Origin of the sequence: Allokutzneria multivorans (genome assembly GCF_039537405.1) — a bacterium.
GTDB lineage: Bacteria > Actinomycetota > Actinomycetes > Mycobacteriales > Pseudonocardiaceae > Allokutzneria > Allokutzneria multivorans.
This window is the reverse complement of the sequence record NZ_BAABAL010000006.1, coordinates 275819-291974: the sequence shown is the minus strand read 5'-3', so window position 1 is coordinate 291974 and position 16156 is coordinate 275819. Positions and strand designations below refer to the sequence as shown.

The following is a 16156-nucleotide window of genomic DNA, read 5'->3' as shown; positions in this document are numbered from 1 at the left end:
GGTTCATTCGCGCGAATCAGGTCCTGAAACGATATGAGGGTGCTCGGCGATTGCCGTGGTAGTTAATTCCCACGCGCCGCAAGCCGAGCCTGGAGAAGGTCACTGTGCTGAGTGCCACGACGAGCACTTCTTGGACGTCGCCGGTCAGGACCGCGCTGCCCGCGATCCCCGCACCGGTCTACGAGGTGTGCTGGGCGCGGCTCGGACTGGGTGTGATGCCGTTCCCGCTCGTGGTGCTGCGCACCTCGACCGACCCGGACGACCACGGCGCCGTCGAGGCGCGCGCGGCGCACTGGCTGCGCGAGCACGGCCTCGGTGACGAGCACCGGATCGGCCCCGAGCTGACCGAGGCGCTGCGCACGATCGCCGACTTCGACATGGAGCTGGCCGTCGTCTACACCGAGCACGACGTGCAGACACGCATCGGCGGGTTCGCGCGCGGCGGTCGCTCGCTGCGCGCGGTGCTGCGCGCCGACACCGTCGAACTGGAGTGGATCGAGAACGAGCTGCTGGCCTCCAGCGCGCTCGCGGTGGTCCCGGAGTACGGCCCCGGAACGGCATCGCCCGTGCGCGTCGCCACCGACGACCTCGCCCGCGCCGGACGGCACTGGGAGCGTTTCGGCGTGATCGCCGACACCGGTCGCGCGGACACGGAACGCTTCCTGGACATTTATGCCTCCGCAACCGCTGTCGGTCAGGCCAGCGCATTGCGCCCGTCGAACCCGCGCAGCTGCAAACTCGTCGCCCAGTCGCCCGTGACCTGGCTGGACACGCCGGAGGGCCGGTACTCCATCACGCACTCGGGCGGGTGGATGTCGCTGGCCGCCGCTTGTTCGGGAACCGTTTCCCAGCACCTCTCCGGCCTGCTCAGCGGCCCTTTCTCCTAGCCGCTGAGCACTAATTGCGGCACTTACCTGAGTAGCGGCGGGCGGATTCGCCCGATCGGTTCTCGGTGCTTGTGCGGTGCGCCCGCCCACGGTTGCATTCCCCACGGTGAGTCGTAACGGGAACGATTCCCGTGTTCCCGTGTCCGGTGGTGCGCCACGAGCCGAGCCACCGGGAGTCCGAGCCAGAGGCTGGGGTGCCCATCGTGTCCATCTCCGCAGTCCGTCGCCGTGTGAGCCTGCCGCCGATCCCCGCCCAGGTCTACGAGACGTGCTGGAACCTGCTCGGGCTCGGCGCGATGCCGTTCCCGCTGGTGGTGCTCGGTCACGCGGGTGAAGAACGGGGCCTCACCTCGGACTGGCTCGGCGAGCACGGCCTCGGCGGTTCCGGCTGCGGCGCCGACCGGGTCGGCACCGAGCTGGCCTCGGCCCTGAGGGTGATCTCCGACTTCGACGACGAACTGGCCGTGGTCTACGCCGACGAGCCGGGCCAGACCCGCGTCGGCTGCTTCACGCGCGGCGCTGAGGGGCTGCGAGCGGTCCTGCGCGGCGAGTCCGTGGAACTGTGCTGGATCGATCCCGCGCACGCCGCTGAGAGCGCCATGGCCGCGATCCCGCCCCGCGCCGCCGCGCTCGTGCCCGGCCCGAGGAACGCCGCGGACGACACCGCCGTGGCCGAAGACGCCGTGGGCAACGCGGAGTTCTTCGCGGTGTACTCCACCGCGACCGCCTTCGGCAGGGCCACGACGGTCTCCCGCACCCCGGACCGCACCGGCACCCGCGTCTCCGAAGTGCCCGTGACCTGGCTCGACACGCCTGCCGGGCGGTACTCGATCACCACGGCCGACGGTCAGCTCGCACTCACCCCGGCCGCGCCCGCCGCGTTGCTCTGCCAGCTCCGCGCCCTGTTCGCCTAGCGTGCCCTCGGCCGCTCGGCGCAGCGCTCCCGCCCCCGTCCAGCAGGCCTGGATGTGACGTCTTACACTCCTGCGCGAGGCTCTTGTGAAGCAGTTCACAAGCGCGTTGCAGGTTAGGTGCGCCTAACTACAGAAGCGGTTCAGAGACACCCTTAGGCTGCCCCCTGGCAGCGGCCCGACAGGGCTGTTGACGAGCGCGGATGAGGAAAGGACGGCGGAGAGAGTGCTCCAGCCTTACATCCCCCTCGTACTCATGTTCGTCCTGGCCGCGGGCTTCGCGGTCTTCTCGGTCACGGCGGCGCCGTACATCGGTCCCCGCCGCTACAACCGGGCCAAGCTGGACGCCTACGAGTGCGGGATCGAGCCCTCGCCCCAGCCGGTCGTCGGCGGCGGTCGAATGCCCGTCGCGTACTACCTGACGGCGATGTTGTTCATTCTGTTCGACATCGAAATGGTGTTCCTCTACCCGTTCGCGGTCTCCGCGGACGCCCTGGGCATGTTCGGCCTGGTGGAGATCGCCCTGTTCATCGCGACCGTCGGGTTCGCCTACGCATACGTGTGGCGCCGCGGCGGCCTGGACTGGAGCTGAGCAATGGGTCTTGAAGAGAAGCTCCCCAACGGCGTCCTGCTGGCCAGCGTCGAGAAGCTGGTCAACTGGACCCGCAAGTCCTCGCTGTGGCCCGCCACCTTCGGCCTGGCGTGCTGCGCGATCGAGATGATGACCACCGGCGCGCCCCGCTACGACCTGGCGCGCTTCGGCATGGAGGTCTTCCGCGCCTCGCCGAGGCAGGCGGACCTGATGATCGTCGCCGGGCGGGTCAGCAACAAGATGGCGCCGGTGCTGCGCCAGATCTACGACCAGATGCCCGAGCCCCGCTGGGTGCTCGCGATGGGCGTCTGCGCCTCCTCCGGCGGCATGTTCAACAACTACGCCGTCGTGCAGGGCGTCGACCACGTGGTCCCCGTCGACATGTACCTCCCGGGCTGCCCGCCGCGCCCGGAGATGCTGATCGACGCGATCCTCAAGATCCACGCCAAGATCATGGACGAGCCGCTCGGGCCCAAGCGGGCCGCGCTGCTGGCCGAGTCGGGCCACCGCACCGAGCTGATCCCGTCCTCGGTCCGCTACGCGAAGAAGAAGTGAGCGAGATGAGTAGCGCGGACGACAAGCCGGTCGGCGGCTACGACGCCGACGTGGCTGCCGCTCAGCCCGCCGTGTTCGGCGAGCACGAAGACCGCGGCGGGGTCGTCGCCGGTCGCGCCCGCAAGGGCATGTTCGGCATCAGCGGCTCCGGCGACACCTCCGGCTTCGGCGGCCTGCGGCTGCCCGCCCACGTGCCCGCCCCCGCCGAGCGCCCCTACGGCGGCTGGTTCGACGAGTTCGCCGACGAGCTGGCCGCCGCCATGGCCGAGCGCGGCGTTCCGGCCGAGGCCGTGCAGCAGGTGACCGTGGACCGCGGCGAGATCACGTTCTACGTGCGCCGCGAGGACCTGGTCGCGCTGTGCACCCTGCTCCGCGACGACGCCGCCCTGCGCTTCGAGCTGTGCAGCTCGGTGTCGGGCGTCGACTACGGCGTGGACGTGCCGCAGCGGCTGCACTCGGTCTACCACCTGACCTCGATGACCTACCGGCGCCGCATCCGCCTGGAGGTCGCGGTCGACATCGACGACGCGCACGTCCCGAGCGTCGTCGGCGTCTACCCGACCGCCGACTGGCAGGAGCGGGAGGCGTGGGACATGTACGGCATCGTCTACGACGGCCACCCCGCGCTGACCCGCATCCTCATGCCGGACGACTGGGACGGGCACCCGCAGCGCAAGGATTACCCGCTCGGCGGCATCCCGGTCGAGTACAAGGGCGCGGAGATCCCTCCGCCGGACCAGCGGAGGTCCTACTCATGAGCACCGGTACTGAGAACACTGCCGGCACCGACGCCTACGCGGACTCCCGCGAGACCACCGAGGGCCGGGTCTACACCGTCAGCGGTGGTGACTGGGACGACGTCCTCGCCGACGCGACGCACGACGAGCGCGTGGTCATCAACATGGGGCCGCAGCACCCGTCGACGCACGGCGTGCTCCGCCTCGTGCTGGAGCTCGAGGGTGAGATCGTCACCCAGGGCCGCGCGGTCATCGGCTACCTGCACACCGGCATCGAGAAGAACGCCGAGTACCGCACCTGGACCCAGGGCGTCACCTTCGTGACGCGCATGGACTACCTGGCGCCGCTGCACAACGAGGCCGCGTACTGCATGGCGGTCGAGAAGCTGCTGGGCGTCGAGGCCCCGCGCCGCGCCCAGGTGATCCGCGTGCTGCTGATGGAGCTCAACCGCATCAGCTCGCACCTGGTCTGCCTGGCAACCGGCGGTATGGAGCTGGGCGCGCTGACCGGTATGACCGCCGGTTTCCGCGAGCGCGAGGAGGTCCTGCACCTGCTGGAGTTCCTGACCGGTCTGCGGATGAACCACGCGTTCATCCGGCCCGGCGGCCTCTCGCAGGACCTGCCCGAGGGCTACGAGCAGAAGATCCGCGACTTCATCAAGGTCATGGACTCGCGCCTTCCCCAGTACGACAAGCTGCTCACCGGCCAGCCGATCTGGAAGAACCGCCTCTCCGGCGTCGGCTACCTGCCGCTGGACGGCTGCCTCCAGCTCGGCCTCACCGGCCCGATCCTGCGCTCCGCGGGTCTGCCGTGGGACCTGCGCAAGGTCGAGCCGTACTGCGGCTACGAGGAGTACGACTTCGAGGTCCCGGTCGAGACCGCGGGCGACTGCTTCGCGCGGTACAAGGTCCGCCTCGCCGAGATCCACGAGTCGCTCAAGATCGTCGAGCAGTGCCTCGGCAAGCTGGAGCCGGGCCCGGTCATGGTGGAGGACGCCAAGATCGCCTGGCCCGCGCAGCTGACCATCGGCGCCGACGGCATGGGCAACTCGCTGGAGCACGTCCGCAAGATCATGGGTCAGTCGATGGAGTCGCTGATTCACCACTTCAAGCTGGTGACCGAGGGCTTCGACGTGCCTGCGGGCCAGGTCTACGTGCCGATCGAGTCCCCGCGCGGCGAGCTGGGCTACCACCTCGTCTCCGACGGCGGCACCAGGCCGATGCGCGTGCACGTGCGCGAACCCAGCTTCGTGAACCTCCAGTCGATGCCCGCGATGAGCGAAGGCGGCCAGGTCGCCGACGTCATCGCCGCCGTTGCCTCGATCGACCCGGTGATGGGTGGTGTGGACCGATGACAACTACTCAGCCTGAGCAGTCCACTGTGGACATCAGCATCTTCGGCGACGACATCGTCGAGAGGGCGCAGCAGATCATCGCGCGCTACCCCGTCTCGCGGTCGGCGCTGCTGCCCATGCTGCACCTCGTGCAGTCGGTGGAGGGCCACGTCAGCCAGGCGGGCATCGCGTTCTGCGCGGCCCAGCTGGAGCTGACCACCGCCGAGGTCAGCGCGGTCGCGACGTTCTACACCATGTACAAGCGCCGCCCGTGCGGTGAGCACCTGGTGAGCGTCTGCACCAACACCCTCTGCGCCGCGCTGGGCGGGGACGCCATCTACGCCAAGCTGCGCGAGCAGCTCGGCACCGACGGCAAGCCGCTCGGCCACGAGGAGACCGCGGGCGAGCCCGGCACCCCCGGCTCGATCACGCTGGAGCACGCCGAGTGCCTGGCGGCGTGCGACCTCGGCCCGGTGCTCCAGGTCAACTACGAGTTCTTCGACAACCAGACCCCGGAGTCCGCCTCCGAGCTGGTCGAGAAGCTGCGCAACGGCGAGAAGCCCGCGCCCACCCGTGGCGCGGCGCTGACCGACTTCAAGCAGGCCGAACTCCAGCTGGCCGGGTTCTTCGACGGCCGCGACCCGGCGGACAACGCCGGACCGTCCGCGTCCATCGAGACCGTGCGCGGCGCCAAGCTCGCCCAGGAGCGCGGCTGGACCGCGCCGTCCATGCCCGACGACGCGCCGCTGCCCGCGCTGCCGGAAAAGAAGTGAGGGCGCGATGACTGACGACAACCACGTCCTGACACCGGTTCTGACCAAGCGCTGGCTGTCGCCGAACTCCTGGACCCGGCACACCTACGAGCAGCTGGAGGGCTACACCGCCCTGCCGAAGGCTCTGAAGGCGCACCCGGACCAGCTGATCGAGCTCGTGAAGGCCTCCGGCCTGCGCGGGCGCGGCGGCGCGGGCTTCCCGACCGGCCTCAAGTGGAGCTTCATCCCGCAGGGCGACGGCAAGCCGCACTACCTGGTGATCAACGCCGACGAGGGCGAGCCGGGCACCTGCAAGGACATCCCGCTGATGATGGCGGACCCGCACTCGCTGATCGAGGGCTGCATCATCACCTCGTACGCGATCCGCGCGAACTTCTGCGCGATCTACGTGCGCGGTGAGGTCCTGCACTGCATCCGCCGCCTCAACGCCGCGGTCCAGGAGGCCTACGCCGCCGGGTACCTCGGCAAGAACATCCTCGGCACGGGCTTCGACCTCGACCTGGTCATCCACGCCGGTGCGGGCGCGTACATCTGCGGCGAGGAGACCGCGCTGCTGGACTCCCTCGAAGGGCGTCGCGGCCAGCCCCGGTTGAAGCCCCCCTTCCCCGCGACCGCGGGTCTCTACGCCTCGCCCACCGTGGTGAACAACGTCGAGACCATCGCCTCGGTTCCCTACATCGTCAACGGCGGTTCCGACTGGTTCCGCGCGATGGGGCGGGAGAAGTCCCCGGGCCCGAAGATCTTCTCGCTCTCCGGCCACGTGGAGAAGCCCGGCCAGTACGAGGCCCCGATGGGCATCACGCTGCGCGAGCTGCTCGACATGGCGGGCGGCATGAAGGACGGCATCCCGCTGAAGTTCTGGACGCCGGGTGGTTCCTCCACGCCGATGTTCACCGCCGAGCACCTCGACGTCCCGCTGGACTTCGAGGGCTGCGCGCAGGCGGGCTCGATGCTGGGCACCACGGCACTGCAGATCTTCAACGAGACCGTGTCCGTGCCGTGGGCGGTCATGAAGTGGACCGAGTTCTACAAGCACGAGTCCTGCGGCAAGTGCACCCCCTGCCGCGAGGGCACGTTCTGGCTGACGCAGATCCTGCAGCGCATGGTGCGCGGTGAGGGTTCGCCCTCGGACATCGAGACGTTGCTCGACATCTGCGACAACATCCTCGGCCGGTCCTTCTGCGCGCTCGGCGACGGTGCGACGAGCCCGATCACCAGTGCCATCAAGTACTTCAAGCACGAGTTCCTTGAGCTGTGCCAGCAGAACGCGGCGGCGCAGCCCGAGCTGGCGGGAGCAAGCTCATGACCGTGGCTCCTGAGAAGAACCAGGACCAGCCACCTGTGCCGGAAGGCCACGTGCGCCTGACCATCGACGGCGTGGATGTGGTGGCGCCCAAGGGCGAACTGCTCATCCGCACCGCCGAGCGCCTGGGCACCGTGATCCCGCGGTTCTGCGACCACCCCCTCCTCGAACCGGCCGGTGCCTGTCGCCAGTGCCTGGTCGAGGTGGAGATGGGCGGCAGGCCCATGCCGAAGCCGCAGGCCTCCTGCACGATGACCGTCGCCGATGGCATGGTGGTCAAGACGCAGCTCACCTCGCCGGTCGCCGACAAGGCGCAGCAGGGCGTGATGGAGCTGCTGCTGATCAACCACCCGCTGGACTGCCCGATCTGCGACAAGGGCGGCGAGTGCCCCCTGCAGAACCAGGCGCTCAAGCACGGTCGCGCGGAGTCCCGCTTCGAGGAGAAGAAGCGGACCTTCGCCAAGCCGGTCGCGATCTCCACCCAGGTCCTGCTGGACCGCGAGCGCTGCGTGCTCTGCCAGCGCTGCACCCGCTTCTCCGAGCAGATCGCCGGTGACCCGTTCATCGACCTGCTCGAGCGCGGCGCGATGCAGCAGATCGGTGTCGCCGACGACAAGCCGTTCCAGAGCTACTTCTCCGGCAACACCATCCAGATCTGCCCGGTCGGCGCGCTCACCAGCGCCGCGTACCGCTTCCGCTCGCGCCCGTTCGACCTGGTCTCCAAGCCGGGTGTGTGCGAGCACTGCGCCGGCGGCTGCGCGACCCGCGTGGACACCCGCCGCGGCAAGGTGCAGCGCCGCCTCGCCGGTGAGGACCCGGAGGTGAACGAGGAGTGGTTGTGCGACAAGGGCCGCTTCGCCTTCACCTACGCGACGCAGCCGGACCGCCTCACCACCCCGCTCGTGCGCGACGCGGAGACCGGTGAGCTGAAGCCGGCCTCCTGGACCGACGCGCTGCGCATCGCGGGCGAGGGCCTGGCCAAGGCCCGCGAGAACGGCGGCGTCGGTGTGCTGCCGGGCGGCAGGCTGACCGTCGAGGACGCCTACGCGTACTCGAAGTTCGCCCGCGTCGCCTTGCGCACCAACGACATCGACTTCCGCTCGCGCCCGCACTCCGCCGAGGAGCTGGACTTCCTCGCGGCCCGCGTCGTGGGCACCACGCCGGAGAACGGCGTGACCTACAAGGGCATCGAGTCCGCGCCAGCCGTGCTGTGCGTGGCGCTGGAGCCCGAGGAGGAAGCCGGAATCCTGTTCCTGCGCCTGCGCAAGGCCGCCAGGAACAACAAGACCAAGGTCTTCCACCTGGGTCAGTACACGACCTCCAGCGTGCGCAAGAGCTTCGGTCAGCTGCTCGCCTGCACCCCCGGTGCCGAGGCCGCCGCGGTCGACGCGCTCGGCACGCACAACGACGGTGCCGACGTCCGCGAGGCGCTCGGCTCGGGCAACGCGGTGATCCTGGTCGGCGTCCGCGCCGCCGAGGTCCCCGGCCTGTTCTCCGCCGTCACCCGGCTCGCCGAGACCACGGGCGCCAAGCTCGCGTGGGTCCCGCGCCGCGCCGGTGAGCGGGGTTCGGTCGAGGTCGGCGCGCTGCCGACGCTGCTGCCGGGCGGTCGCCCGGTGACCGACGCCGCCGCCCGCGCCGAGGTCGAGCTGGCCTGGGGCATGGAGTCCGGTGCGCTGCCCGCCGCGCCCGGTCGCGATCTGGACGGCATCCTCGACGCCGCCCTGACCGGTGACCTGACGGCGCTGGTCGTCGGCGGTGTCGACCCCGAGGACCTGCCCGACCCCGCGCTCGCGGAGAAGGTGCTGGACCGGGTCGGCTTCCTGGTCTCGCTCGAACTGCGCGAGTCCGCCGTGACCGCCCGCGCCGACGTGGTGCTGCCGGTGGCCGCGGCCGTCGAGCGCGGCGGCAGCTACCTGAACTGGGAGGGCCGTCGCCGGTCCTTCGAGCCGGGTCTGTCGGTGCCGAACGTGATCCCGGACTGCCGGATCCTGGACAGCCTCGCCATGGAGATGGACGCGGACCTGTTCACGCAGACCCCGGCCGCCGCCGCGGGCGATCTGGCCCGGCTCGGCGAGTACACCGGTGCCCGTCCCGCCGCGCCCAGCGTGGCCAGCGCCGGTGCCGCCAAGGCCGACGCCGGACAGGCCGTGCTGGCGAGCTGGACCCGCATGCTGGACAACGGTCGCGGTCAGGACGGCGAGCCGAACCTGGCCGGTACCGCGCGTCCCGCGGTCGCGCGGCTCTCGCCGGAGACCGCCGCCAAGCTCGGCGCCACCGACGGCACGGAGGTCACGGTGCGCACCGAGCGCGGCGCGATCACGCTGCCGCTCGCGGTCGCCGACCTGCCCGACGGCGTGGTGTGGCTGCCCGGCAACTCCGGGACCTCCACCGTGCGCCGCACCCTCGGCGCGGGCCACGGCGCTGTCGTGACCGTGACGGTTGCTGACGGAGGGAACGCGTGAGCACTCCAGAACTCCTTGCCAACGACCCGTTCTGGATCACCATCATCAAGGTCGTCGGCATCTTCGCGCTGCTCGTCGTCCTGACCCTGTTCATGATCAACTGGGAGCGCAAGGCCGTCGGCCGGATGCAGCAGCGCCCCGGTCCGAACCGGGTCGGCCCCGGCGGCTGGCTCCAGTCCCTCGCGGACGGCCTCAAGCTGGCCTTCAAGGAAGACATCCGGCCCGTGCTGGCCGACAAGTGGGTGTTCTTCCTGGCCCCGGTGATCTCCTGCGTTCCCGCCTTCCTGGCGTTCTCGGTGATCCCGCTGGCCGGCGAGGTCAGCTTCTTCGGCCACCAGACCGCGCTCCAGCTGGTCGACCTGCCGGTCGGCGTGCTGGTCGTGCTGGCCTGCTCCTCGCTCGGCGTCTACGGCATCGTGCTCGGTGGCTGGGCCTCCGGTTCGCCGTACCCGCTGCTGGGCTCGCTGCGCTCGGCGGCCCAGGTGATCTCCTACGAGATCGCGATGGGCCTGTCCATCGTCGCGGTGATCATGTACTCCGGCACGATGTCCACCGCGGGCATCGTGGACGCGCAGCACACCAACGGCTGGTTCGCCCTGCTGCTCCCGGTCAGCTTCGTGATCTACGTGATCTCCATGGTCGGTGAGACCAACCGCGCGCCCTTCGACCTCCCCGAGGCCGAGTCCGAGCTGGTCGGTGGCTTCCACACCGAGTACTCCTCGCTGAAGTTCGCGCTGTTCTTCCTCGCCGAGTACATCAACATGGTCACCGTCTCGGCGCTGGCCACGACGTTGTTCCTCGGCGGCTGGCACGCGCCCTTCGGGCTGGCGACGCTGGTGCCGTGGATCGACGACGGCTGGCTGGGCCTGGTCTGGTTCCTGCTGAAGACGCTGACCTTCCTGTTCGGCTTCATCTGGCTGCGCGGCACGCTGCCCCGCTACCGCTACGACCAGTTCATGAAGCTGGGCTGGAAGTTCCTGGTCCCGGCGAGCCTGGTCTGGATCGTCGCGGTGGCCACCATCAAGACCATCCGCAACCAGGGCGTCACCCCGCAGCAGGTGCTGATGATCGGCGGCGGCGTGCTGGTGGTGCTGCTGATCGTGGCGTTCCTCATCCCCGACCGGCAGGTCGAGGAGGGACCGCAGATCCCCATGGCGCACAGCGGGTTCCCGGTTCCGCCGTTGGACCTGAGCGTGCCGAAGCCGCCCAAGCGCAAGGCCGCCGTCCCCGTGGAGGCCAAGGTCGGAGCGGGCTCCAGCGGCGAGATCACCGGCAAGCAGCACTCCCCGAACGTTCCCGACGCGACCCCCGCGGGCAGCGACTCCGAGTCGGCCAAGGGTAAGGACAAGGAGGCCAACGATGGGGTTCTTTGATCCCGTCAAGGGCTTCGGCGTGACCTTCGGAACCATGTTCAAGAAGGTCGTCACCGAGGAGTACCCCGAGGTCAAGAAGGTCACCGCGCCTCGCTACCACGGTCGGCACCAGCTCAACCGGCACCCGGACGGGCTGGAGAAGTGCGTCGGCTGCGAGCTGTGCGCGTGGGCCTGCCCCGCCGACGCGATCTTCGTCGAGGGCGGCGACAACACCGAGGACGAGCGCTACTCGCCCGGTGAGCGCTTCGGCCTCGACTACCAGATCAACTACCTCCGGTGCATCGGCTGCGGCCTGTGCATCGAGGCCTGCCCGACCCGCTCGCTCACCATGACCAACGAGTACGAGCTGGCCGACGACAGCAGGCAGAACCTGATCTACACCAAGGAGCAGCTGCTCGCGCCGCTGCTGCCCGGCATGGAGCAGCCGCCGCACCCGATGCGCCTCGGTGACAACGAGACCGACTACTACGTCAACGGCCCGGCACTGGCCCGCCAGCAGCCGGCCGCCGACGGCGGCGAGGGGGCCAAGGCGTGAACACCGCGCTTCTGCTCGCCCAGGCGGGCGCCGAGGTCACCACCGGCGAGGCCGTGGCGTTCTGGGTCCTCGGCCCGCTCGCCCTCGCCGGTGCGCTCGGCATGCTGTTCTCCCGCAACGCCGTGCACTCGGCGCTGTGGCTGGTGCTGACCATGCTCGGCCTCGGTGTCATGTACATGGTCCAGCAGGCCCCGTTCCTCGGGTTCGTGCAGATCATCGTCTACACCGGCGCGATCATGATGCTGTTCCTGTTCGTGCTGATGATGGTCGGCAGGGACGCGTCGGACTCGGTGGTCGAGGTGCTGCGCGGTCAGCGCTTCGCCGCCGCGCTGTTCGGCATCGGCTTCGGTGTCCTGATGGTCACCGCGCTGGCGCGGGCGCTCACCGACGTGCCCGCCCGCGGCCTCGCCGAGGCGAACACCACCAACGGCGGCAACGTCGGCAACATCGGGCGCGCGGTCTTCACCGACTACGTGTTCCCGTTCGAGCTGACCTCGGCGCTGCTGATCACCGCAGCGCTCGGCGCGATGGTGCTGGCCTTCGTCGACCGCAAGCACACCGAGCGCAAGACCCAGCGCGAGATGGTCGAGATGCGCCTGCGCGGCGAGCACGACCGCCCGTCGCCGCTGCCCGGCCCCGGTGTCTTCGCCACCGCCAACTCGGTCGCGACGCCCGCGCTGCTGCCCGACGGCTCGGTCGCCCCGGAGTCGGTCTCCGAGCTGATCGAGGCCACCTCCCGCAAGACGCTGGAGGCCGACGTCGCCGAGGTCGCGGGCACCAAGCCCGGCCCCGACGCGCACGCACTCACCGGTAAGGAGGGGGACAGGTGAGTCCCACCCACTACCTGCTGCTCTCGGCGCTGCTGTTCACCATCGGCGCGGTCGGCGTGCTGGTCCGGCGCAACGCCATCGTCGTGTTCATGTGCGTGGAGCTGATGCTCAACGCGGTGAACCTGACGCTGGTCACCTTCGCCAGGATCAACGGCGGGCTGGACGGCCAGGTGATGGCGTTCTTCGTGATGGTCGTCGCGGCCGCCGAGGTCGTCGTCGGGCTCGCGATCATCATGTCCATCTTCCGGACGCGCCGCTCGGCCTCGGTCGACGACGCGAACCTGCTGAAGTACTGAGGGGCCAGAGGTGACGAGTACGTATCTCGCCGAGCCCGCGAAGGTGCTGGCCGCCCAGGGCATCGCGCAGTACGCGTGGCTCCTGATCGTCCTGCCCCTGCTCGGCGCGGCGATCCTGCTGATCAGCGGGCGCCGCTCCGACCGCTGGGGCCACCTGCTCGGCAGCGCCATGGTGATCGCCGCGTTCGGCTACGGCCTCGCGCTGTTCTTCTCCGTCATCGGGCTCGACCCCGAGCAGCGGGTCCGCGAGGTCAGCCTGTTCTCGTGGATCCCGGTCGAGGCGCTGAAGGTCGACTTCGGCCTCCGGCTCGACCCGCTGTCGATCACGTTCGTGCTGCTGATCACCGGTGTGGGTTCGCTGATCCACATCTACTCGATCGGCTACATGAGCCACGACGAGAACCGGCGCAAGTTCTTCGCCTACCTGAACCTGTTCGTCGGCGCCATGCTGATCCTGGTGCTGGGCAACAGCTTCGTGACGCTGTACCTGGGCTGGGAGGGCGTCGGTCTCGCGTCCTACCTGCTGATCTCCTTCTGGCAGCACAAGCCGTCCGCGGCGGAGGCGGCCAAGAAGGCGTTCCTGATGAACCGGGTCGGCGACATCGGCCTGGCCGTGGCGATCTTCCTGATGTTCGCCAACCTCGGCACCACCCAGTACACCGAGGTCTTCGAGCGCGCCGGTGAGCTCTCCGGCGGCGTGGTCCTGGCGATCGCGCTGATGCTGCTGCTCGGCGCCTGTGGCAAGTCCGGTCAGTTCCCGCTCCAGGCGTGGCTCCCGGACGCGATGGAGGGTCCGACCCCGGTCTCCGCCCTCATCCACGCCGCGACCATGGTCACCGCCGGCGTGTACCTGATCGCGCGGTCCAACCCGATCTACGACCTCACCCCGGACGGCCGCCTGGTCGTCACGATCATCGGCGCGCTGACGCTGCTGATCGGGTGCGTGATCGGCTGCGCCTACGACGACTTCAAGAAGGTCCTGGCGTACTCGACGGTCAGCCAGATCGGCTACATGATCCTCGCGGTCGGCCTCGGCCCGTTCGGCTACGCGCTGGGCATCATGCACCTGCTCACCCACGGCTTCTTCAAGGCCGGGCTGTTCCTCGGCGCCGGTTCGGTGATGCACGGCATGAACGACGAGGGCAACATCCGGCGGATGGGTGGCCTGGCCAGGAAGATGCCGATCACCTTCGTCACCTGGGGCCTCGGCTACCTGGCGCTGATCGGCTTCCCGTTCCTGTCCGGCTACTACTCCAAGGACGCCATCATCGAGGCGGCCTTCGGCCAGGAGGGCTGGCGCGGCTGGGTCTTCGGCGGTGCGGCTCTCTTCGGCGCTGCGCTGACGGCCTTCTACATGACCCGCCTGATGCTGCTGGTGTTCTTCGGTGAGAAGCGCTGGGAGAAGCTGAAGTCGGCCGACGGCAGGGACTACTCCCCGCACGAGTCGCCGAAGTCGATGACCGTCCCGATGATCGTGCTGGCCTTCGGTTCGGTGTTCGCGGGCTTCCTGCTCAGCAACGGCGGTCTGCTCTCCAACTGGCTGACCCCCTCGCTGGGCACGCTGGAGACCGCTGAGCACGGCGTCATCCCGCACGCCCTGGTGCCGCTGCTGACCGTGGCGCTGTCCGCGCTCGGCGCGCTTGTCGCCTGGGTGATCTTCGGTCGCAAGTCGGTCCGCGTCCCGGTCGAGCGGCCCGCTGCGTCCTGGCCGGTGCGGGCGGCCCGCGCCGACCTGTACACCAACGCGTTGAACGACTGGCTCGTCGTCAAGCCGAGCCTGCTGCTCACCAGGGCCTTCCTGGTGGTGGACAACAAGGGCGTCGACGGGATCGTCATGGGCACCGCGTCGGTGCTCGGCGGCGGCTCCGGCGTGCTGCGCCGGACCCAGACCGGGTTCGTCCGCTCCTACGCCCTGAGCATGCTTGGAGGTTCGGTCCTCGTGATCGCGGCCATGCTGGTGGTGAGGTTCGCGTGAGCAGCGCCATCTTGCTTCCAGCTCTCCTTCTGCTGCCGCTGGTCGGTGCTGTTGTTGTCGCCTTGCTGCGCAACAACGACCGGCTGGCCCGGCTGTCCGCGCTCGGGTTCTCCCTCGCGGAGCTGGTCCTGGCGGTCTTCGCCTGGATCGCCTTCGACGCGGGCGGCGCCCGGTTGCAGCTGACCACCTCGGTGGAGTGGATCCCGCAGTTCGGGGTCAACTTCGCGCTCGGCGTCGACGGCATCGCCCTGGTGATGATCGCCCTGATCGCCTTCCTGGTGCCCGTCGTCATCGGCGCGTCCTGGGAGGAGAAGCTGCCCGAGGGGCGCACCCTCGGCGGCTTCCTGTCGCTGATCCTGGTGATGGAGACCTTCATGGTCGGCGTCTTCGCCGCCACGGACGTCTTCCTGTTCTACGTCTTCTTCGAGGCGATGCTCATCCCGGCGTACTTCCTGATCGGCCGCTTCGGCGGTCCGCGCAGGACCTACGCGGCGATGAAGTTCTTCCTGTACTCGCTGCTCGGCGGCCTGATCATGCTCGCATCGGTCATCGGTGTGTACGTGACCAGCGCGGACGTGCTCGGCAAGGGCACGTTCGAGTGGGCGAAGCTGGTGGAGATCTCCAAGGACCTCTCGCCGACCGCGCAGTTCTGGCTGTTCCTCGGCTTCTTCGTGGCCTTCGCCATCAAGGCGCCGCTGGTCCCGCTGCACACCTGGCTGCCGGACTCGGCCGCCGAGGCCCCGGTCGGTGTCGGTGTGCTGCTCGTCGGCGTGCTGGACAAGGTCGGCACCTTCGGCTTCCTGCGCTACGGCCTCTCGCTGTTCCCCGAGGCCAGCAAGCAGCTCGCACCGCTGGTGCTCGTGCTCGCCGTGATCGGCATCCTCTACGGCGCGTTCCTGGCCTTCGGGCAGAGCGACATGAAGCGGTTCGTGGCCTTCACCTCGATCGCCCACTTCGGTTTCATCGCGCTGGGCATCTTCGCCTTCAGCAGCCAGTCGATCTCCGGCTCGGTGCTGTACATGGTCAACCACGGCATCTCCACCGGCATGCTCTTCCTGGTCGTCGGCATGGTGATGGCGCGCGGCGGCTCCAGGAAGTTCAGCGACTACGGCGGCATGGCCAAGCTGACCCCGGTGCTCGGCGGTCTGTTCCTGGTCGCCGGTCTGTCCTCGCTGGCGCTGCCGGGAACCAACTCCTTCGTGAGCGAGTTCCTGGTGCTGGTCGGCTCCTTCCCGAACGAGCCGGTGTTCACGATCATCGCCTCGGTCGGCATGGTGCTCGCCGCGCTGTACGTGCTGCGGGCCTACCAGCAGGTCATGCAGGGCCCGGTGCGCGGCACCGCGCTCGTCGGCCTCGCGGGCGGCCCCGGTTCGGCGACCGACCCGGAGTCGGAAACCTTCAAGTCCAAGATCGCCGACCTCTCCCGCCGCGAGCTGATCGTGCTGGCTCCGCTGGTGGCACTGGTCATCGGCCTCGGCGTCTACCCGAAGCCCGTCCTGGACGTCATCACCCCGTCCGTCACGGCGACGATGACCGAGGCCGGCGTGACCGACCCGGTTGTCTCGCAGGAAGGCAACAAGTGACGTGAAC

The 16156-nt window shown here is 69.3% G+C and carries 15 protein-coding genes; all 15 read left to right on the top strand.

Features of this window, described 5'->3' with window-relative positions; genetic code table 11:
• Positions 1 to 104 precede the first annotated feature (104 nt).
• The 15 genes from ABD798_RS11145 (at position 105) to ABD798_RS11075 (ending at position 16149) form a co-directional block, all read left to right on the top strand.
• Complete coding sequence (locus tag ABD798_RS11145; RefSeq protein ID WP_344873475.1) at positions 105 to 887, top strand: ESX secretion-associated protein EspG; 783 nt, start codon at positions 105 to 107, stop codon at positions 885 to 887.
• A 203-nt stretch (positions 888 to 1090) separates the two neighbouring features.
• The gene (locus ABD798_RS11140) at positions 1091 to 1801 is read left to right on the top strand and encodes an ESX secretion-associated protein EspG (protein WP_344873473.1); all 711 of its coding nucleotides are present in this window, start codon (positions 1091 to 1093) and stop codon (positions 1799 to 1801) included.
• 223 nt (positions 1802 to 2024) lie between these two features.
• On the top strand, positions 2025 to 2390 hold the full coding sequence (locus ABD798_RS11135; protein ID WP_086826378.1) for an NADH-quinone oxidoreductase subunit A: 366 nt from the start codon (positions 2025 to 2027) through the stop codon (positions 2388 to 2390).
• Positions 2391 to 2393: 3 nt separating this feature from the next.
• Positions 2394 to 2945 (top strand): NuoB/complex I 20 kDa subunit family protein, encoded by a 552-nt coding sequence (locus tag ABD798_RS11130; RefSeq protein WP_086826380.1) that lies wholly within the window; start codon positions 2394 to 2396, stop codon positions 2943 to 2945.
• 5 nt (positions 2946 to 2950) lie between these two features.
• Positions 2951 to 3703 carry an NADH-quinone oxidoreductase subunit C gene (locus ABD798_RS11125; protein WP_344873470.1) on the top strand — a complete coding sequence of 251 codons (753 nt, stop codon included), beginning with the start codon at positions 2951 to 2953 and terminating at the stop codon, positions 3701 to 3703.
• The gene (locus tag ABD798_RS11120; RefSeq protein ID WP_344873468.1) at positions 3700 to 5037 is read left to right on the top strand and encodes an NADH-quinone oxidoreductase subunit D; all 1338 of its coding nucleotides are present in this window, start codon (positions 3700 to 3702) and stop codon (positions 5035 to 5037) included. Before ABD798_RS11125 ends, ABD798_RS11120 begins: the two co-directional genes overlap by 4 nt.
• Positions 5034 to 5789, top strand: a complete 756-nt coding sequence (gene nuoE, locus ABD798_RS11115; protein ID WP_344873466.1) for an NADH-quinone oxidoreductase subunit NuoE — start codon at positions 5034 to 5036, stop codon at positions 5787 to 5789. Before ABD798_RS11120 ends, nuoE begins: the two co-directional genes overlap by 4 nt.
• Positions 5790 to 5796: 7 nt before the next feature.
• Positions 5797 to 7095: an NADH-quinone oxidoreductase subunit NuoF gene (nuoF, locus tag ABD798_RS11110; protein WP_344873464.1), complete on the top strand. Its 1299-nt coding sequence runs from the start codon at positions 5797 to 5799 to the stop codon at positions 7093 to 7095.
• Positions 7092 to 9557: an NADH-quinone oxidoreductase subunit G gene (locus ABD798_RS11105; protein WP_344873462.1), complete on the top strand. Its 2466-nt coding sequence runs from the start codon at positions 7092 to 7094 to the stop codon at positions 9555 to 9557. Before nuoF ends, ABD798_RS11105 begins: the two co-directional genes overlap by 4 nt.
• Positions 9554 to 10930, top strand: coding sequence for an NADH-quinone oxidoreductase subunit NuoH (gene nuoH, locus ABD798_RS11100; RefSeq protein ID WP_344873460.1), 1377 nt, complete (start codon positions 9554 to 9556; stop codon positions 10928 to 10930). The genes ABD798_RS11105 and nuoH overlap by 4 nt, the downstream gene beginning before the upstream one ends.
• Positions 10917 to 11465, top strand: coding sequence for an NADH-quinone oxidoreductase subunit NuoI (nuoI, locus tag ABD798_RS11095; RefSeq protein ID WP_344873458.1), 549 nt, complete (start codon positions 10917 to 10919; stop codon positions 11463 to 11465). The genes nuoH and nuoI overlap by 14 nt, the downstream gene beginning before the upstream one ends.
• Complete coding sequence (locus tag ABD798_RS11090) at positions 11462 to 12295, top strand: NADH-quinone oxidoreductase subunit J (protein ID WP_344873456.1); 834 nt, start codon at positions 11462 to 11464, stop codon at positions 12293 to 12295. The genes nuoI and ABD798_RS11090 overlap by 4 nt, the downstream gene beginning before the upstream one ends.
• Complete coding sequence (nuoK, locus tag ABD798_RS11085) at positions 12292 to 12591, top strand: NADH-quinone oxidoreductase subunit NuoK (protein WP_086826397.1); 300 nt, start codon at positions 12292 to 12294, stop codon at positions 12589 to 12591. Before ABD798_RS11090 ends, nuoK begins: the two co-directional genes overlap by 4 nt.
• Before the next feature lie 61 nt (positions 12592 to 12652).
• Complete coding sequence (gene nuoL / locus ABD798_RS11080) at positions 12653 to 14566, top strand: NADH-quinone oxidoreductase subunit L (RefSeq protein WP_344873991.1); 1914 nt, start codon at positions 12653 to 12655, stop codon at positions 14564 to 14566.
• Entirely contained in the window at positions 14563 to 16149 is a 1587-nt protein-coding gene (locus ABD798_RS11075) for an NADH-quinone oxidoreductase subunit M (RefSeq protein ID WP_344873452.1), read from the top strand. Before nuoL ends, ABD798_RS11075 begins: the two co-directional genes overlap by 4 nt.
• The last annotated feature ends 7 nt before the right edge of the window (positions 16150 to 16156 follow it).